A 20301-nucleotide genomic window follows, 5' to 3' on the forward strand; every position below is an offset into this window, starting at 1 on the left:
AGCAACTAATGACTACCCCGATATATCCGCTGGGGGCGCCCGACTTTGCCGTATTCAATTTCTGCTTCAATCTTACGTTGGGCTAAACAATACTCTAAATAACGGCGGGCAGTAGTGCGGCTTAATTTTATCGTTTCTGCAATCGTCTCTGCCGTATATTCCGCATCGGGTATCGCAAATAACGCGAGCACTTTATCAAGCGTAATGGCATCAATTCCCGTCGGTAGCTCTTCCTTACTCTCACCGCGGGCATAAGTATTAAACATATCATCAATCTGGCTTTGATTGGTTTTATTGGCGCCCTGCAAAACCGCTTTACGCTGAATATAGCGATCTAGCGTTTGCCCTAAACGCTCATACGCTATCGGCTTAACCAAATAATCAAATACACCGAGGCGAATAGCCTCAGAGACTGTCTCCATATCACTGGCGGCGGTGGTAAACACAATATCCGCACCATTGCGTTCCTGAAGCAGTTCATGAACTAAATCAATCCCTTTCCCGTCAGGTAAATAGTTATCCAACAAAATCAAGTCAGGCTTCATGTACTCAATCATTTTTCTTGCTTCTGCAAGATTGCCCGCAAGCCAGACTTTGTCACAAGCAGGATAAGCTTTAATGTACTCCGCGTGCATCTCCGCAAGGAGCAGTTCATCTTCGACAATGAGGATTTTTATCTTAGCCATTTTGCGTCTTCACTTTCGGTATAAAAATAGAGAATACAGTACCATACGGTTGATTATCTTCAATGATCACCGCCCCATTACATCGATTAACATAGGAAGCCACCAAAAATAGCCCTATCCCATGTCCATCGACAGCATCCGTTTTTGTTGTTGTTCCGCGTTCAAACCATTTATCTTGCAGCTCAAGGGGAAAACCACATCCTTGATCAGCAACTTCAATCACAATCTCATTATTTTCATCTGAGATATACAATTCTACCTGTTTATTACCCGCTTCGTTCTTTAAGCTGGCTTCGAAGGCATTATCTAATAAATTTCCTAATACAGCACAGAGTTCCGTGCTATTTAATGAGTTAGGTAATTCACGGAGTTGGCAACCTGGCACAAAAATAAGCTGCAGCCCCAGTTCTCGCGCACGGTGATATTTACCAAATAACAATCCGGCCACTTGTTTATCTGCAAATTGTTCTCGCAGGGAATCTATTAATTGCTGCCGAGATTCCGACTCCCCCTTAATTAACGCTAAGGCTTGGTCGTACTCTTTCATTTGCAGCAGGCCGCTTAATGTAGAAATCCAATTTAAGTGTTCGTGGCGCAATGTACGCAAATTATCCACATATTGGCGAACTTGAGAAAGCTGCGCATTTAAGGATTCAATATCATTTTGGCTACGGAAGCTGATCACCGCGCCCGCCAGCAACTCACCATCCATAATAGCAACTCGGCTAGCTATCACATTCAACCCATTGAATTCGCAAACTATATCATGATGATTTTTCGCAATTTCTTTCGTGAAAAAGCCTGCAGGAGAAACATAGTCAGAAATCGGTTTACCGATTAACTGTTTTGCCGACTCACTCAGCGCTAACATTTTTCTGGCATTATGGTTGATATTGATAATTTTCCCATAACGGTCAACGGCAATAATGCCTTCAAACATCGCATCAAAAATCCCCTTTTGCACCAACACTAATTGGGTTATTTCTTCGGGTTCCATGCCGAGCATTTGCCGCTGAATTAATCGGGCGAATGCCCAAGAGAGAAATAACAAAATCACCAACACCCCTAAAAATGTTGCGGACGTTTGTACAAATACCTCCGCTAATGAGGTATCTATTTTGGTAGTGAGATAACCGATGGAAACAACGCCAATGACTTTACCGTTCTCATCAAAAATAGGCGTTTTTGCACGTACCGCATTCCCCATGGAGCCTTCGCCTTTAATAAAATAGCTTTCGCCATTTTCTAGCGCCCCCGGTTTATTCCATTGCATTGGGTAGCCAATCTTTTCACTATTCGGATGATATAAACGAACGGAATGTTCATCGCCAATAACGACATAGTCATAGCTGGAATCTTGATTGAGCTTATCGGCAATAACTTTTAGCTTAGGAATATCTTTATCTTTTACAGAACTGACGATGCCATCCAATGAAGCGATCATTTTTGCTTGGCTCATTGCTAGCACGCGAATGTTCGCCATCATGCGGTTTTCTGTGGTATCCGTAAAATATTTACCTAACCCAAACGTCAATAACACGGAAGCCAGTAACAATAGAAGAAAGACTCTTCCAGAGAATGAAAAAATATTCCCTTTTTTAAATGGGATCTGTGAAAACTCTGTTTTCATCTCGTCTCTCTATAACTCGCTAAAAAGTAAAATTATTGTTACACGTCAAAATACCAATAACGAAGATAAAAGATAACGTAGTCCGCTTAGTAATGCACATAATATTAATTAAAAACATTAAAACCACTGAGTAAAATTCATAACTCTCAATTAAAAACATTAAAACCATTAAACAAATACAAACTCATTTTAGAAACATGAAATAGGTCAAATATATTATATGCAGGGTATTTAATATGAATATTGAAAAGGATAATTAAATAAAAATTGAGAACTTAGGTAATTAACGGTAAGCCAAAAATATTTATTTAATTAACTTTAACATTAGCAACATTTTTAATACATCTCTAAATGAGATGCAGGATACCATTATGTTCGACAACATAACGTTTAACCAAGTAAAACGTCATGAGAACAGAAAACTCAATGATATCACTCAGTTTTTAAAAGAGAATGATTTAGACATTGATGCCAGCGTTGACGTCTTTATTACGATCACACGTAACGAAAAGTTAATTGCCTGTGGTGGTCTCGCGAAGAATGTCATTAAATGCGTTGCTATTAGCGATGAAGTTCGTGGTGAAGGTTTAGCTTTAAAATTAGCGACTGAATTGGTGAACCTCGCTTATGAAAATAATACCACTCACCTATTTATCTATACCAAATACCAAAATGAAGAGCTATTTCATCAATGTGGGTTTCATACCATTGCCACTGTGCCCAATGTGATGGTTTTAATGGAGAATAGCTGCTGTTATTTAAATCGCTATATTAAAAGTTTAAAAGCCCAATATAAAGCGGGGAAAAAAATTGGTGCTATCGTGATGAATGCTAACCCATTCACATTAGGGCATCGTTACTTAATTGAACAAGCTTCAAAGAACTGTGATTGGCTACATTTATTTGTTGTCAAAGAAGATACTTCCCGTTTTCCGTATAAAGTTCGCCTGAAATTAATTGAAGAAGGCACAAAAGGAATTAATAATCTCACTATCCATAAAGGTTCGGAATACATTATTTCACGGGCAACCTTCCCTTGTTATTTTATTAAAGACATTACTGTCGCCAACAACTGTTATACAGAAATCGATATTAAGATTTTTCGCCAATATATTGCTCCGGCATTGGGAATTACCCATCGTTTCGTCGGCTCAGAGCCATTTTGCCAAGTCACTAACCAATATAACCAAGACATGCGCTACTGGCTGGAAACCGATGAAATGCCATTCCCACCCATTGAACTGGTCGAATTCCCGCGGACAGTGATCGACGGCACGGCGGTTTCCGCCTCGCAAGTTCGAAAACTGCTCGCTAAAAAAGATCTTGCGGCGATCAAGCCGATTGTGCCTCCTGCCACGTATCATTATTTACAAGAGATGCTAGCAGCGCAGACACCGTCGCCTACCCCCGCACTACAAGCTTGAATTAGTTATAGGTGAAATATGAAGATACTACACGCAGCGGTTGCCGGCACACTCGAATCCAGTGATGTCATGGTACGAATCGAGCCTCTTGAAGACACTCTCGAGGTCTCATTGCAGATCACCAGCAGTGTTGAAAAACAATTTGGTGATGCCATCAATGCCATCGTGCTTGAAATGATTGAAAAATACGATATTCAAGGCGCTGAAATTGTGGTGGATGACAAAGGTGCATTGGAGTGCGTACTACGTGCTCGCCTCGAAGCCTTACTGGCTCGCGCCTGTGATCTCGATGCTCTGCCATGGGAGGATAAATAATGACACCGGAAAGAAAAAGCCGCACTCGCAGAAGTATGCTGTTCGTCCCAGGCTCCAATGCCGCGATGCTCAGTAACTCCTTTATTTATAAAGCAGATGCCCTGATGTTTGACCTCGAAGACTCTGTCACCATTCGAGAAAAAGACACGGCGCGTCGTCTGGTGTATCACACACTGCAACACCCGTTATATCAAGATATTGAAACCATCGTACGCGTTAACGCCCTCGACTCCGCTTATGGGGTTGCTGACCTCGAAGCCGTCGTTCGTGGTGGTGCCGACATTGTGCGCTTACCAAAAACCGATACCGCACAAGATATTATTGATATTGAAAACGAAATTCTACGCATTGAAAAAAGCTGTGGGCGTGAAGAAGGTAGCACCGGGTTACTCGCGGCTATCGAATCCCCGATGGGGATCACCCAAGTCGTCAATATTGCTCACGCTTCTCCAAGATTAATAGGCATCGCATTAGGTGCCGAGGACTATGTCCGCAATTTGCGCACCGAGCGGTCTCCAGAAGGCGTTGAACTCCTCTATGCTCGGTGCGCCATTTTACAAGCTGCGCGTTCTGCCGGTATTCAAGCCTTTGATACCGTCTATTCTGACGCCAACAATGAAGAAGGCTTCCTCAAAGAAGCCGCTCTCATTAAGCAGCTTGGTTTTGATGGCAAATCATTAATTAACCCAAGACAAATTGAGTTACTGCATAACTTGTATGCCCCAACCCAAAAAGAAGTCGACCATGCACAGCGTGTCGTGGACGCCGCTGATGCCGCAGAGCGAGAAGGCAAAGGCGTCGTTTCCCTCAACGGTAAAATGGTAGACAGCCCTGTAATTGAAAGAGCCCGCTTAGTGTTATCACGCGCGGCATTATCAGGCATTCGGGAAGAGTGAGGCAGAATATTATGACAACCAATACATTGCGTCAGGCTCGCGTATCAGCCTACTTAGCACCTAAAGACGATGCATTACTGCGTGAATTCAAAGACATCGGTAAAGTTCAACAGCAAGTTCAAAAACCACGCAACCGCAAACTGTGTGATGACCTGCAAGTGGCTATCCGCCGTTCAGGATTAAAAGATGGCATGACCATCTCTTTCCACCACGCTTTCCGTGGCGGTGACTTAACCATCAACATGGTGATGCAAGTGATTGCCGAAATGGGCTTTCGCAACCTCACCTTAGCATCCAGCTCACTCAGCGCTTGCCACTCGCCACTGGTTGAACATATTCGCCACGGCGTCGTCACTAAGATTTACACCTCTGGCTTACGCGGTCCATTAGCCGAAGCCATTTCTCGTGGCGAATTAGCAGAACCTGTACAAGTTCACTCCCATGGTGGACGCGCCAACCTTGTTCATAGCGGCGAATTAAAAATCGACGTGGCATTTATCGGCGTTCCGTCTTGCGACGAATACGGCAATGCGAACGGATACACGGGTAACGCGAGCTGCGGTTCACTCGGTTATGCCAAAATCGATGCGGAAAATGCCAAAAAAGTGGTCATGTTGACCGAAGAATTTCTGCCTTACCCACATAACCCATCGAGCATTAAGCAAGATGAAGTGGACTACATTGTCAAAGTCAAACGTGTCGGGGATGCCGACAAAATTGGTGCTGATGCCACTCGCATGACCTCCAATCCGCGTGAGTTATTGATAGCGCGTACCGCCGCTGATGTGATTGAAAAATCAGGATTCTTCAAAGAAGGGTTTTCACTGCAAACCGGTACTGGCGGGGCTTCACTGGCGGTTACTCGCTTCCTCGAAGATAAAATGCGCCGTCATCATATTCATGCAGGCTTCGCGTTAGGCGGGATCACCTCCACCATCGTAGACCTTCATGAAAAAGGCTTAATTAAGAAGTTACTCGATGTGCAAAGCTTTGACCGTGCAGCGGCAGAATCGCTCGCACGTAATCCAAATCACATTGAAATCAGTGCCAACCAATATGCTTGCTTTGATTCTAAAGGCGCCTCGGTGGATATGCTCGATGTGGTGGTGCTCAGTGCCTTAGAGATTGATACTCGCTTTAATGTCAATGTGTTAACCGGCTCCGATGGGGTTATTCGTGGCGCATCCGGTGGGCATAGTGACACGGCGGTGGCGGCAAAACTGTCTATCATCGTCGCACCATTAGTGCGCGGTCGCATCCCAACGTTGGTGGACGATGTACTGACTTGCGTTACACCGGGTTCTAGCGTCGATATTTTGGTGACTGACCATGGTATTGCTGTTAACCCAGCACGCCCTGAGCTGAAGCAACAACTGGAAAGCCAAGGCATCAAAACCGTTTCTATTCAATGGTTACGTGAACGCGCCCAATTATTAACGGGCACACCAAACCCTATCGAGTTTACCGATAAAGTAGTGGCGGTGGTGCGTTATCGTGACGGTTCTGTGATTGATGTTGTCCATCAAGTGAAGGAGTAGAACATGTTTTACCCACTGCCTGATACCCAAGAGCAATTTGACATTTCCTTACCTGACTTGCTGGCGAGCCGTGATGCCCGTCAGGCTCGTCAGCAAGAGTGGATTGGTCTCCATCAGGTAACCTTGATTTCATTTACTGTCGTTTTTCCGGGACCGGTTAAAGACAATCAACTGGTCAGAGACATTTTTAATCAAGGCTTAAATGCGCTTAAGCAAGTTGCTTCATGCAGGCAGTGGGTACTTTTATCACAACAATCATTCCCTTTCACTACCGGACCGGAATGTTTAGTCGCCGTCAATGCCGATGCCTTTGAGGTCAAAAAAGCCTTAATGGAAGCGGAAGAATTATCCCCCGTCGGCCGACTTTGGGACTTTGATGTTTTTGATGCAAATGGTGTTTTATATTCTCGCAGCCAATTCAATTTACCGACTAGGCGCTGCTTGATTTGTGACAATGAAGCCAAGGTGTGCGCGCGCCAACGCAGCCATTCCCTTGAAGACATTTTGCGTCGTATTGAGGAGTTAGCCTATGCTCCAGCAAAAAATTAGCCAGCAACGTACGCTAAATGATGACGTGGTAAATCACTATAGCCAACTGGCTTGGCAAGCGATGCTTGCTGAAGTCAACTTAACCCCTAAACCAGGCTTGGTGGATAAATGCAACACTGGTGCCCATAAAGATATGGCACTGACCGATTTTCATTTAAGTGCCAATGCGATTGCAAAATTCTTTCCGCTATTTTTGCATGCAGGTTATGAACATTATCAATTACCGATTAACCAGCTACTTCGCCAAATTCGCGGTATCGGTATCGATTGTGAAAAAGCGATGTTTCGCGCCACCCAAGGCGTAAACACCCACAAAGGCTCAATTTTTTCATTAGGTTTAGTGCTCACTGCGGTGGGGCGTTTATTCGGGTTACAGCAACGAGTTACGCCCAGCGCAATTAGCCACGTCGTTTCTGGCATGTGCCAAGGATTAACCGCTGAGCTGCAACAGCCTGCGGAGCACCCAACAGCAGGGCAGCGTTTATTCCAACAATATGGATTCACTGGCGCCCGAGGGGAAGCAGAACAAGGTTATCAATTGGTGATAGCCCATTCACTGCCCCATTATTTGAAACAACTGGCAGAGGGTAAACAGGCTGATATCGCCCTACTCGATACGCTGATTTTGCTGATGAGCCTCAATGACGATACCAACATCGCCAATCGCGGTGGCATAGCGGGGCTTCAGTGGGTAAAACAACAAGCAAGCAACCTATTGCAGCAAGGGATCCAAGACGAGCAGGATTTTAGCAAAGTCCAACAATTTGACTTGCAGTGTATTGAAAAGAATTTAAGCCCCGGAGGCAGTGCAGATTTATTAATTCTAACGTGGTTTTTTGCGCGATTACCTACGAGTGCTTATTTAGCTTCATAAATAAAAATAACTTAAATATTCATTAACAAAGGAACAAACATCATAAAATTGATTAATTAAAACCAGAGAAAATAATTTTTAAATAAAAACTGATTTTGCTTTTCAATCATTAATAACATTTCTGTTAATAAGCGTTAACCAATAGTTTTATTAAAAAAATAACACTATTCAAGATACCGCTATATCCAGAAATAGGTTTCCACACATTTTAGATATTCGTTTTATGTGATTTAAGAAATTTAAAGTTTATATTCTTGAAGGATTAGCCTATGCAAAAAGATAAAATATGGAAGCTATTAGTTTTAATAGCCATTCCAATAATCATTGCCTTAATACCGACGCCCGCTGGGCTACCGAGTATTGCATGGCTGTTATTTGGTCTGTACCTTGCCGCCATTGTGGGGCTGGTATTAAAACCTTATTCCGAGCCTGTGATCTTGTTAGCCACGATTGCTGCCAGTGCGGTGATCATCGGTGTAACAGGCACTAAAGACGTCAAAGTTGGCGAAGTTCTAAGTGGTTACTCATCCGGTACAACGTGGTTAGTTTTCGCCGCGTTCACCTTGAGTGCCGCGTTCGTCATAACCGGTTTGGGTAAGCGCCTCTCCTATATCCTGATTGGAAAATTAGGTGGCACCACTCTTGGACTGGGTTATGTCACCGCTATCCTTGACTTGATTATTGCGCCAGCAACGCCATCAAATACCGCGCGTGCTGGTGGGATCGTCTTCCCTATCATCAACAGTGTGGCGGTTGCATTAGGGTCTGATCCTGAAAAAAGTCCCCGTAAAGCAGGCCACTACTTGCTGGTAAACGTGTATATGGTGACCAAAACCACCAGCTATATGTTCTTAACAGCTATGGCACCAAACGCGCTAGCATTAGCGATGATGACCGACATTATGGGTATCCATTTAAGTTGGGGTGGCTGGGCATTAGCCGCTGCCGTGCCGGGCTTAATCATGTTGATCCTCACTCCGTTGATTATCTACAAACTGTATCCACCTGAATTGAAAAAGGTGAATAACAAAGAGATCGCAGCAAAAGGTTTAGCCGATTTAGGTCCAATGACCATGCGTGAAAAACTGCTCAGCATTATCTTTGTGCTAGCGTTATCAGGCTGGATATTCGCAGATAAAATCGGTGTGAGCGCCTCAAGTGTCGCCATTGCGGTCATGGCATTAACACTGATCCTCGGTGTCGTCACTTGGGATGATGTACTGAAGAACAAAGGTGGCTGGAACACTCTGATTTGGTACGGTGGTATTATCGGTATGTCCGGTGTGCTCACCAAAGCAGGCTTCTTCAAATGGTTAGCCGATGTGATGAGCGAACACCTCTCCTTCGGTGACCAAGCGATGTTAGCGTTCTTTGTCATCATGTTTATCAGTGTCGCTATTCGCTACCTGTTCGCCTCTGGTGGTGCCTATGTGGCGGCGATGGTACCTGTTTTTGCCACCGTTGGTATGGTCGCAGGCGCACCGCCGATGCTGTTAGCGCTGGGCCTACTGTTCTCTAACGCTTACGGCGGCAGCTTAACCCATTACGGAGGCGCGGCAGCCCCAATCGTCTTCGGTGCAGGCTATAACGATATTCGTTCTTGGTGGATCATTGGTGGGATTATCGCATTCCTCAGCTTATTAGTTCACATGACTATTGGTTTAGGTTGGTGGGAAATTCTTATCAATATGGGCTTAATCTAATCGCCCTTACCCCATAAAAAAGATGGAGTGCAATATAACGCACTCCATTTTTCTTACGGTAAGGCGTTCAAAAAGGACGCGTGATGAAACAAATTCCTTGTACATTAATGCGCGGAGGCACATCAAAAGGTGTCTTTCTCCTCGCGAATGATCTCCCGACCGACATTCAACAACGTGATGAACTGATCTTAGCGATTATGGGCTCCGGTCATCCTTTACAAATCGATGGTATTGGTGGCGGTAGCCCGCAAACCAGTAAAGTGGCCATTATTAGCCCATCGACACACCCAGATGCAGATGTTGACTACCTTTTTGCACAAGTCGCCATTACTGAGCGCATCGTCGATACTGCCCCTAACTGCGGTAATATTCTGTGTGCGGTCGGGTCATTCTCGTTAGAAAAAGGGTTAGTACCTATCACCGGAGATGTGACCACCGTCAGGGTGCGTAACGTCAACACCAATACCTTTATCAACGCCACCATTCAAACCCCTAGTGGGCAAGTGGAATATAACGGTAATGCAACTATTGCGGGTGTTCCCGGTCAGGCTGCCCCTGTTGGTTTAACTTTTCTTAATGCCAGTGGAACCAAAACAGGGAAACTTTTTCCTACCGGAAATATGGTTGATCTCATTGATGGTGTTGAAGTTTCTTGCCTCGATATGGCGACGCCTGTGGTGCTTATCGATGCCCCACAACTGAATAAAACGGGGTATGAAACGGCGGAGCAACTTGAAGGCGATAGCGAGTTTATGCAAAAGCTGGAGCACCTTCGCCTGCAGGCTGGCGTACTGATGGGGTTAGGCGATGTCAGTAAAAAAGTGATCCCTAAACCGATTTTGGTCTCTCCTGCTATTCACGGCGGCACCATTAATGTGCGCTATTTTATGCCCCATAAATGCCATGGTGCGCTAGCAGTAACGGGCGCGATTGCCATTGCCACAGGCTGCGTGATTTCAGGCACCGTTATCGAGCGTTATCTTCAAGGAAATGTGGATATGCAGAAAATTGCCATTGAACATCTTAGTGGTAAATTTGAGGTAACGTTAAGTAACCCGACGGATAAGCCTGAAGGCCTACAAGCCTCGATTATCCGCACGGCCAGAAAATTATTTGAAGGGAAGGTTTTTGTGCCTTGATGGCGAACTGATTGTCCTGCCTCTTTGACAGAGGCAGGATGATAAAACTTACTTCACCCGCTCACTCAAAAATTCACCATTGATAAAATAGGAAACTTGATGAGCTTCATCAGGGGTCGGTATTTCCAGTTTCCCCGCCATTCTTTCCATCACATTTTCCGGTACCGCATACTTGCGCTGGCGATTTTGCTGCTGCCACTGCTTGTACGGCACTTCCAGATAAATCAAATGCACCTTAGCTTGGTAGCGGGCAAATAAGCTGATCATGCTTTCGCGTAATGAGGCACTTAGCGAGGTCGCATTCCAGATGAAATCCTGTTTGCTACGCAAATAGACTTTCGCCTGCTCTTTCGCTTGCTGCGCGACCCAACCTTGGGCATTTTTATCCGCTGGGCTGATTTTATGCATTCGGCGAATTTCATCCAAGCATACCATCGGTGTTTGAGGGTAATGTTGTTGAATAAAATGGTCTTTCCCCATTCCCGGCAAGCCACATAGCATAATCACTTCGCTACCGTCTTCATCAAACGGTTGATAATCCGGTGTGCCGCGTTGAGTGTAGAAATAGTGAAAGCGTCCCGCCAATGACGCGAAAGCTTTCGGCTGATCCCAACAATCATGTTCACGGCAAAACAGTTCAAATAGCTCGATGCGCGCTAATAAATCCGCTTTGTCTTCGCATTCACGCCCAATAGCATCTGCTTTCGCTAACATACACAACAAGGACATTTCGACCCGTAATGAGGCGGCGTATAAGGCTCGCTCTGGGTCAGGCTTATCCATCAACCATAACGGTAAACCGTGAAAGCGCACTAATGCGGCAATTTGTTCGCGGATAGCAAATGGCGTTTCCACTTCACGAAACAGAATGTTGCGAGCGGATAACTCGCCTTTTTTTGCATGCCCTGGTGAGCGAATCCGCCCCTCTTCTTCTCGTGTGGTGCTACGTTTTTCCACATCATGCAAAAGCGCCGCTGTCCAGACAATCTGCTGATGCGCTTCGGGCAATTGCTGATATTCCGGTAACGCTTCCAGCGCCGCTAATACCATTTGGGTATGAATGGCCACATCCCCTTCCGCATGGTGCAGCGCATCTTGGGGAACACCATGCATATCACGCACAAATTCAAACTGATCAGCAAGTTGCGACCATTCACGCCGTTTTGTCAGTTGCCAACTCATTGGTCACCTCCTTGCATCTCAAACGCTAATTTCGCGCGCTGCCAATTTCGCTTCCAGTGGATATCGGTTTTGACATGGTTTTTACGCACATATTTAAAAACATGCTGCATAAAATCATCCACGGCAAAACCTTGGCGATTGCGCGTTACAATGCCTTCCATGCTGCACGGTTTTCCGGTATGGGTATCCCGTGCAATAAATTGGCTATCTTTCTCTGCCGCGGCGATTAACCCGCTGCTGTATTGCTGGGCAGTGAGCGTTTTGTCGATAGCCAAATGAAGCTCGGGTACGGTCGGAAAATCAAACAGTGAGGCGTAAAACTTCACTTCATCCCAACTGAGCCAATAATCCCCTTGGCGTACGGCGAACACGTAAAAATAATCTTCGATATGTTGGTATTCGATGGAATGCACGGCATACAGATTTTCGCCAAACAATTCGATATCACCCAGGTCATCTTTAATTAATTGCCAACGTTGACGAATTTGTTGCGACCATGCCGACTGAGTCGGAGCGCCATGGGAGCGAGCAAATACGCCGTGACGATTCAGACAATTATTTTCACCATCGAGTTTTTCAGTATGAACCAGTTGTTCAATATTTTGGATATGCGCCCACCAATCGCTATTAATACGATCGTCGCTGGTGGTGCCCGGTGAGAACGGATAGTGATACGTTCTACCATACTTCCTTGATTGCATATTCATTATGCTTTCTCTACAGAAATAACAAAACACAACAAATCTTGTGCAAGATTTGCCTCTGCGATAATTGAGAAATCAAGTGTTGGTATTACATATCTAGTCCGCGAGACGGCCTCATTTTGGGTGTTTTATCAGAAAAACAGCAAGAAATAACTTAGTTGAGGGGGATTCTAAACGAATTAATTAGGTAAAAGCCAGTAACATATTCCTAATTATGCTCGTATTAACCCGCATCACTCAATTGAGATTCATCCAGTGGGTACTTCACCACCACTTTGTTGCAATATAAACAGCGGTCGCTGAGTGTAAGTGGCTCTTGCCCTTTGGTGGTGATTTGCTGCCAAATTTCATTATGACGATAAATCACGCCGCGTTCCCGAACAAACTTATGGTTCTGTTGGTAAATATGGTATTTATTTTCTCGGGGCTCTGAACACAGTAGCTCCCCTTCAATTTGGTGTTCGCCAATGTTAAACACTAACTGGAATGTCGCTTGAGTGGGGTTATACAACACAAGGTCGATATAATTATAGAAAATAGCGGCACCGGATCCAAACGGCAGTACGCGCCCTTCATCCGGAAATGGGTCAAAACTGTGGTTGGCTCGCTCCACAACTTGCAGCGGTGAATGAAGCGCCATCCAGTGGATTAAATTGCTAAGTTGGCAAATTCCTCCGCCAATTCCGCTGCGAGCTTCTCCGTAGGAAAGCTCCATTCCTTCCACAAATCCGCGTTTGGCAGTAGGTTTGCCCACAAGGCGGCAAAATGAAAAATATTCCCCCGGTGCGATAGTGACGCCGTTCATCGTTTCAATCGCAATGCCGAGGTTTATCACTTTGTTATGCTGCAATCGAAGGTCTGATTGACCCAACTTGCGGATAAGGCGTGATGTGTGTTTATGGTAACGGTATTCCAGCGGTTGCTCCGCCAAATTGCGGGTATATTTTCGCCCTGAAAATGCCCAATGCCAGCGCCTAAGTAGCCGTTTTTGATTCACACGCAGCCAATACAAGATAGGATGATAGGAAGAAAGTGGTCTGCGCATGTCGAGCCTTATAGGTTTCAGATAATAAAGGCATCTTCACATAATTCCCTCATCATCAATATAGTCACTGTCCGATAATTAATGTTCCACTTAGCAACTGTTTACTCTCACCGCTTTCTGTTTATTTTCCCTATCTTCTATCTTTCCAGATTTTAGGTTTTTCCTTAGTTTCCCCAAACATTGGCTCTATGGATTTTGTGCTGTAGCAAGGCGGCGAGTGCAGCTAATCCCTAGGAGCATACATAAGTATGTGACTAGGGTTAGTAAGCGAAGCCAACACCGCTACAGCGCAAAAGACGACGAGCGGATCAATAGAGACCTAAAACCCCACCGATGGCGAGTGTGAAAAAACTGAACACCCAAATCCACCCGAACGAATACCGCAAATGACGTCCCATATCAATCCCCGCCAGCCCCATCGCCAGCCACGCGGCTGGTGAGAACGGGCTCACAAACGTCCCCGCGTTATTTCCTATCGCCATGGCGTACACTACCGCTGAAGGATCAACCCCTGCCGTCGCGGCAATCTGCTGAATAATTGGCAACAATGCAAAATAGTAAGCGTCAGTACTGGTGAAAATATCCATAGGTACGCCGAGGATACCCACAAAAATATGAATTTTTGATACCCATTCCGTTGGCAGAATTGATGTCAGATCCATCGCAATGGATTTCAACATTCCACCATCAGATAAAATACCTAAAAATGCCCCAGCGGCGAGAATAATTGCCACCATACCTAACGCCTGAGGTGCATGTAGGGAAAGCACCTTCATCTGCTCTTTGGGGTTTGGATAGTTAATTAATAATGCTAAAGAAAGCGCAATCATAAACACATATGGTGCTGAAAGTAGCCCGAATGCTAAACAAATAATCGCCCCGACAATTAATCCACCATTAATTAATGGCTTTTTAGGTTTATGGACAGTATCAGCCACATCTGCGATTTGTTCACTCTCACCTAACAGTGAATCCATTTGATACGGTGTAGTGCCATTTAATGCGGCCGCAGCAATACGGCGCTTTTCACGCATTCCCATAATGATGGCAAATACCACAGCGCCACCCATACCAATCAATTGTACGGGAATTAAGCCTTGCCATAGTGTAGAGGCATCAATGCCTGTTACCGCTGACGCACGACCTAGTGGCCCGCCCCACGGCACCATATTCATGATCCCCATACTTGCGCACATCAGCAGCAACATTAGGTATGGGCTCATACCTAATTGTCGGTATAGCGGTAATAATGCCGGAATAATAATTAAAAACGTTGCGGCGCCAGAGCCATCTAAGTGCACTACCCCCGCTATCAACGTGGTCATAATACAGACGATAATCACATTACCACGGGTCATTTTGACCATCATGCGGATCAGTGGGTCAAAAATATGTAAGTCCTTCATCATGCTGAAGAACAAAATGGCAAACAAAAACATCGCTGCCACTTTTGCCACTTTATTAATGCCGCTTTCGAAGAAGACCGAGATTTCACCAATGGAATATCCCGCGAGCAGTGCACCAATAAAAGGAATACAAGACATTGCAATAATTGGGCTAGCTTTACCCATCATCAGTAAAGTGACGATTGTCACGATGATTAAAATACCAATAATTGTTAACACATTGACCTTCCTTTTTAGAATTATATTTTCACAGGCTAATACACGTTGTTGAAAATAAATCAGCTACACTTTTATAGTTGTAATTTTATTTTCATCTCCATGGCTCTTTTTACATAAAACTAATATTACGCAGGGTTAATCATTGCTTATATAAAGCCCCTATATAGGTTGCAAGATGAAAATTATTTTTTTGCGGCGGCAATATTGATTTCAAGGTAAATAAAATCATTGAATAGAATAGAAATTCAGAGTGAAAACCTATTAGCACCATAAAAACCATAAAACTGAATTAAGTTTATCACTCTTGATTTATCATGGAGTTAACAAAGAGAGATACACTAAGCGAGTATTTATCATGATTTGAAATGGCACATTGCTATATATCTATATTCTATCCCTCGTACTTCTATTCATAATAAAAAATAGCAAGCAGAGATTTATACTTTTTATTCTTTTCCTCAAAATTATCTTTGCGTTATTGCTTTTTCAGCTTGCTTATAACGAAAAATTTTTTTGAATACCTAAATTTGCCGCTTTATCACAAGAATGCTCTTCCTTTTTTTGTATACTGTCAGAATTATCTTAAGTTTCGTTATAAGGAAAAAGGAATGAGTTACCTATTTTCACCAGCTAACTTAGGTCAAGTTCAGCTAACTAACCGTATTATTGTGCCACCTATGTGCCAATATTCCGCACATGAAGGTCTCATCAGTCCTTGGCATCAGGCTCATTATATGAACCTTGCCTTATCCGGCGCTTCCCTTGTAATTGTCGAAGCTAGTGCTGTAAATTCCGATGGGCGAATTACTTACCAAGATTTAGGTTTATGGAATGATGCTCAAACGCAGGCGTTTAAAACCCTGTTAACGAACATCAAAAGTTTTGCCAATGCAAAATTAGGGATTCAAATTGCCCATGCAGGCAGAAAAGCATCCTGCGCACTACCGTGGGAAGGTGGGCAAAACTTAGCACCAGAAGATCAGCATGGTTGGCAAACAGTCGCGCCATCCGCCCTGCCTTTTGGTGGCAGCTATCCACCGAAGGCTCTCACAGTGAATGAGATCCACGAAATCACCCAACAGTTTGTAGATTCCGCAAAACGCGCTGAACAAGCGGGTTTTGATTTAATTGAAATTCATGCAGCTCATGGCTATTTACTGCATGAATTCCTATCTCCTATCGCTAATCAGCGACAAGATGAATATGGCGGCAGTTTTGCTAACCGTACTCGATTTTTAGTGGATGTATTTCGTGAAGTGCGTGCGGCAGTCAGTCCAAATATTGCTGTCGGTATCCGTATTTCAGCGACGGATTGGGTCGCCGGGGGCTGGGATTTGACACAATCGATTGAACTCACTGAGGTGCTAGAAGAATTAGGGTGCGATTATATCCACGTATCTTCCGGTGGATTGTCAGATAAGCAGCAGATCCCCGTCAGTCCAAATTACCAAGTGCCACTGGCACAAGCAATTCACGAACATACCGATATGCCAGTGATTGCTGTAGGACTGATCACCGAGCCTCATCAAGCAGAAGCGATTATTGCGACAGGGCAAGCTGACTTTATTGCGATTGGTCGCGGTATTTTATACGAGCCACGCTGGCCATGGCGTGCCGCCAGTGTGCTCAATGAACAAATTAATGTAGCACCACAATATTTACGCTGTGCTCCGCATCAATTTAAGCAGCTATTTAAATAAGCGTTGATTTAAAAACCAGTCCTAAAAACAGTAAAGCCACGGGATTTTTCATCACCGTGGCTTTATTTAACAATGACTAAAGCTATTCAATTAACGCGCGTTAGTTGCACACTCTTGAACAAATGAAATCATAGTTTGTTGGAATTCAGGCGCAGCGGCGGGTGATTTTTGCAGTTCGCTGTCTAAACGTTTAAATTCTTTTAAACCATATTTTTCAACAGTTTTATCGTAAGCACAGCCACAGATTGCGCTAATAGCTTGTGCGGTTTCTGTATCAGATTCGCCCGCTGCTTTTACACAGTTGTTTACGAACTCAGAACGATACTCTGCAATCTCTTTTTTCTCGTCTGAACACGCTGACAACAATGCCATCATACCCGCCATACCCAATACTAATGCTGTCTTTTTCATTTTTAACCTATTTATCTTTGTTTATCTTCGTTTATATCGGGTTAACATTAAAACCCTACAACATACCTTAGTATTAATCATAGCTGCTTTAAATTAAAAAAGCTTGTTTCCATTGAATATTTAATTGCCCTATTTATTTCAATTAATTCACTAATTTAAGGTTTAAATTTTATGATTTTTCGCCCTGTAAGATATAATTTCACTCACAGTCTATAGAGGATAAAAAAGCCGGAAGATAATTCCGGCTTTTGATGAATAAGTATTTTTAGTTAATCTTCAATGGCATTACCAGTAACCCAGGAATTTCCACCAAATACTCCCTAAACTGATCCAAATAATTAAGTTAACCACACTCATCACAAAGCCTGCTTTCCACCATTCGCCCAGTGTGGCATAGCCCGAACCGAAGATAATCGGTGCTGTACCCGTGCCGTAGTGAGTTAATGACATCATTAAGGATGAGGAGAATGCTAAGGTTAAACCTAACAGCATTGGCGGTGCACCTAATGCGAGACCCGCCGCAAAGAACGCACCAAACATTGCGGTAATGTGCGCCGTAGTACTGGCGAAGAAATAGTGGGAGTAAACATAGATAAGCACCAAAATTAAGGTACCCCAAACCCAACTAATTCCCATGCTATCAATGGAGCTTCCCACTGTGACAGACATCCACTTAATCAGGCCTAATTTACCCAAGAAGCTTGCCATCATCACCAGTGCGGCGAACCAAACAACGGTATCCCATGCCCCTTTATTTTTCAGGACATCATCCCAGTTAATCACCCCAGTGCCCAATAATACGCTCAGACCAATAAAGGCTGCCGTCGTCGCATTCACGCTAAATGATGGACCAAACAGCATTTCAGGAACCCCTGCCCACATCATTAATAACAGGATGAAAACCCCTAAAGTGATCATTTCTGGCAGTGAAATCGGGCCTAATTGTTGTAAACGCTCTTTGGCGAAATTAGGCGCATCCGGTGTAGAAGTAATTTCTGGCTTATACATGAAGTAAATAACCAGTGGCATTAAAATCAAAGAGACAATCGCCGGTACGAATGCCGCAATCGCCCACATTCCCCAAGTTAGCTCATTACCTTTACCCGCTTCACTGACAATTAAGCTCACAATCAATGGGTTCGGCGCTGTTGCCGTAATAAACATCGCAGAGGTAATTGGGTTGATATTGTAGTTCACTAAAGAGAGGTAGCGCCCTATTTTCCCTGAAGTGCCGTCTTCCGCCTTAGATCCAAAACTGTCTGAAATCGAACGCATAATCGGGTGAATAATTCCCCCGCCTCGCGCGGTGTTACTTGGCGTCACCGGTGCAAGAATGGTTTCTGCAATAGCCAATGAGTATGCAATCCCAATGGTTTTTTTACCAAACAGAGAAATAACGTAATAACCAATACGCGCTCCCAGCCCCGTTTTATTCAAGCTCATGGAGACCATGATGGAAATACCAATCAGCCAAATCAGGTCATTGGAAAAACCACTTAATGCATCTGCAATCGCGCCTTTCGTCGATTCTGGATTGGTGACGCCTGTCGCGGCCACCAATGAAATCGCAACGATAGAAACACCACCAATCGGTAACGCTTTACCGATAATCGCGGCGATAGTTCCGACAAACAGGGCTAATAAATGCCATGCATTCGGATTAACACCTTCAGGAACAGGAATAGCAAACCAGATAATTAACGTAATCGCGACGGCGATTAAGGTGGGTATCGGTTTTAACGGGGTCAGTTTATTCATAAGGGTATCCATACAGTTTTTGAGATGGAATGACAGAGAAAGTGCAATATATATTTTTTTATTCTCAGTTGATGTTAGCAAATAATCATCTGAAAATATTGATCGTTATCATTTGGTTACTGAGTTTCATATGAATTTCAAGCTATTATGTAACAAAATGTAATTGAAATTCACAAACAGTCACACTCCCTTAAAGTGAGTTAAAAGCGGCTGCAAAATAAAAACGAGTAACATTTATACGTAAAAACGTCACTAACTCTTCCATCGGATTAAAGCGATTAAATATTAGAATATTTTCCAAAACTCAATTAATATACAAAAATTCAATAATTATTGATATTTACCTATCTAAAACTTAATGCTGAATCGAATTACTCATAATTAATCAAGAATAGCAATAAAGCACCTTGTAAATAGATTTACTTTAGTTTATTAGAGCGGATAAAAACCAAACAGGCTAATTGATTAATGAAATTGTTTAGCTCAAGCCCTAAGCTATTAAGGTAAATATATTGTTATCTCATGGGCAGCCAATTCATTACCCAATAAGATAATAGTTATAAGTAATAATCACCTCCACATTAATAACGCACTTCTCTATTTGTATCATTATGTGGCTACGTTTTCTTATGGGCAGCTAAGCTAGAATGAATCAGACTACTCATTTAAATAAGCCCTTTAAATAAAGGAGATTGAAATGACATTTGACGATAATCATTATAAGAGCCAACAACAACCTTGCATCGTTTTAAGCACAACTAATAGCCAAGAAAGTGCGATAAAAATTGCACAATACCTGTTGAATAACCACCTTGCTGCCTGTGTTTCATTATTACCAGAAATGAAATCAGTCTATTTGTGGAAAGGAAATGTGACGGAAGATAATGAAATTCTATTACTGATAAAAAGTACAATTGGTAATCAACAAGCGTTATTTGATGCAATCAAGGAAATTCATCCCTATGAAATTCCTGAATTAATTCGGCTAGACCCTAACCAAGTTGAGGATAATTATTTACAGTGGCTGGTTAATTCTGTCCGTTAATATTCATACTTGCCATATTATTTTCGGTTTACATTCATTTTTCATATAGCAATTATGATCATTTTTATTAGCTGGTC

The 20301-nt window shown here is 43.5% G+C and carries 18 protein-coding genes; 10 read left to right on the forward strand and 8 right to left on the reverse strand.

Annotation, left to right across the window (positions count from 1 at the left end):
- Positions 1-5 precede the first annotated feature (5 nt).
- Positions 6-686, reverse strand: coding sequence for a two-component response regulator DpiA (gene dpiA / locus PR799_RS02375; protein WP_272521164.1), 681 nt, complete (start codon positions 684-686; stop codon positions 6-8).
- Positions 679-2316 (reverse strand): sensor histidine kinase DpiB, encoded by a 1638-nt coding sequence (gene dpiB / locus PR799_RS02380; RefSeq protein WP_272521165.1) that lies wholly within the window; start codon positions 2314-2316, stop codon positions 679-681. The genes dpiA and dpiB overlap by 8 nt, the downstream gene beginning before the upstream one ends.
- Positions 2317-2687: 371 nt before the next feature.
- Between dpiB and citC the strand changes: the two genes are divergently transcribed.
- The 8 genes from citC (at position 2688) to PR799_RS02420 (ending at position 10754) form a co-directional block, all read left to right on the forward strand.
- Complete coding sequence (citC, locus tag PR799_RS02385; RefSeq protein ID WP_181478437.1) at positions 2688-3740, forward strand: [citrate (pro-3S)-lyase] ligase; 1053 nt, start codon at positions 2688-2690, stop codon at positions 3738-3740.
- Between the two features lie 18 nt (positions 3741-3758).
- The gene (citD, locus tag PR799_RS02390; protein ID WP_036951301.1) at positions 3759-4055 is read left to right on the forward strand and encodes a citrate lyase acyl carrier protein; all 297 of its coding nucleotides are present in this window, start codon (positions 3759-3761) and stop codon (positions 4053-4055) included.
- Positions 4055-4951: a citrate (pro-3S)-lyase subunit beta gene (citE, locus tag PR799_RS02395; RefSeq protein ID WP_154628499.1), complete on the forward strand. Its 897-nt coding sequence runs from the start codon at positions 4055-4057 to the stop codon at positions 4949-4951. Before citD ends, citE begins: the two co-directional genes overlap by 1 nt.
- Positions 4952-4962: 11 nt before the next feature.
- The gene (gene citF / locus PR799_RS02400; protein ID WP_154604125.1) at positions 4963-6489 is read left to right on the forward strand and encodes a citrate lyase subunit alpha; all 1527 of its coding nucleotides are present in this window, start codon (positions 4963-4965) and stop codon (positions 6487-6489) included.
- 3 nt (positions 6490-6492) lie between these two features.
- Entirely contained in the window at positions 6493-7038 is a 546-nt protein-coding gene (gene citX / locus PR799_RS02405) for a citrate lyase holo-[acyl-carrier protein] synthase (RefSeq protein ID WP_272521166.1), read from the forward strand.
- On the forward strand, positions 7019-7912 hold the full coding sequence (gene citG, locus PR799_RS02410; RefSeq protein ID WP_272521167.1) for a triphosphoribosyl-dephospho-CoA synthase CitG: 894 nt from the start codon (positions 7019-7021) through the stop codon (positions 7910-7912). Before citX ends, citG begins: the two co-directional genes overlap by 20 nt.
- 269 nt (positions 7913-8181) lie before the next feature.
- On the forward strand, positions 8182-9615 hold the full coding sequence (locus PR799_RS02415) for an anion permease (RefSeq protein WP_272521168.1): 1434 nt from the start codon (positions 8182-8184) through the stop codon (positions 9613-9615).
- Positions 9616-9698: 83 nt separating this feature from the next.
- A complete protein-coding gene (locus PR799_RS02420) occupies positions 9699-10754 on the forward strand; it encodes a 4-oxalomesaconate tautomerase (RefSeq protein ID WP_272521169.1) in 1056 nt (351 codons plus the stop codon).
- 48 nt (positions 10755-10802) lie between these two features.
- On the opposite strand, the gene PR799_RS02425 is transcribed toward PR799_RS02420, so the two are convergent.
- The 4 genes from PR799_RS02425 to PR799_RS02440 all read right to left on the reverse strand — a co-directional run bounded on the left by PR799_RS02425 (position 10803) and on the right by PR799_RS02440 (position 15310).
- Positions 10803-11936, reverse strand: coding sequence for an AAA family ATPase (locus PR799_RS02425; protein WP_272521170.1), 1134 nt, complete (start codon positions 11934-11936; stop codon positions 10803-10805).
- Positions 11933-12643: an RNA ligase family protein gene (locus tag PR799_RS02430; protein ID WP_154628493.1), complete on the reverse strand. Its 711-nt coding sequence runs from the start codon at positions 12641-12643 to the stop codon at positions 11933-11935. The genes PR799_RS02425 and PR799_RS02430 overlap by 4 nt, the downstream gene beginning before the upstream one ends.
- Before the next feature lie 220 nt (positions 12644-12863).
- Complete coding sequence (locus PR799_RS02435) at positions 12864-13685, reverse strand: VanW family protein (RefSeq protein WP_272521171.1); 822 nt, start codon at positions 13683-13685, stop codon at positions 12864-12866.
- Between the two features lie 308 nt (positions 13686-13993).
- Positions 13994-15310, reverse strand: a complete 1317-nt coding sequence (locus tag PR799_RS02440; protein WP_272521172.1) for a CitMHS family transporter — start codon at positions 15308-15310, stop codon at positions 13994-13996.
- A gap of 608 nt (positions 15311-15918) precedes the next feature.
- On the opposite strand from PR799_RS02440, the gene PR799_RS02445 reads away from it, so the two are divergent.
- On the forward strand, positions 15919-17010 hold the full coding sequence (locus PR799_RS02445; protein WP_272521173.1) for an NADH:flavin oxidoreductase/NADH oxidase: 1092 nt from the start codon (positions 15919-15921) through the stop codon (positions 17008-17010).
- Positions 17011-17100: 90 nt separating this feature from the next.
- Here PR799_RS02445 and PR799_RS02450 read toward each other — a convergent pair whose 3' ends face one another.
- Both PR799_RS02450 and PR799_RS02455 read right to left on the reverse strand, forming a co-directional pair.
- Complete coding sequence (locus PR799_RS02450; RefSeq protein ID WP_036951331.1) at positions 17101-17421, reverse strand: lipoprotein; 321 nt, start codon at positions 17419-17421, stop codon at positions 17101-17103.
- Positions 17422-17706: 285 nt separating this feature from the next.
- On the reverse strand, positions 17707-19179 hold the full coding sequence (locus PR799_RS02455) for an anion permease (RefSeq protein WP_036951333.1): 1473 nt from the start codon (positions 19177-19179) through the stop codon (positions 17707-17709).
- A 697-nt stretch (positions 19180-19876) separates the two neighbouring features.
- On the opposite strand from PR799_RS02455, the gene cutA reads away from it, so the two are divergent.
- Entirely contained in the window at positions 19877-20224 is a 348-nt protein-coding gene (gene cutA, locus PR799_RS02460) for a divalent-cation tolerance protein CutA (RefSeq protein ID WP_154604139.1), read from the forward strand.
- Positions 20225-20301: the final 77 nt, after the last annotated feature.

Origin of the sequence: Providencia sp. PROV202, assembly GCF_028479565.1 — a bacterium.
In the GTDB taxonomy this organism is placed as follows: Bacteria; Pseudomonadota; Gammaproteobacteria; order Enterobacterales; family Enterobacteriaceae; genus Providencia; species Providencia zhijiangensis.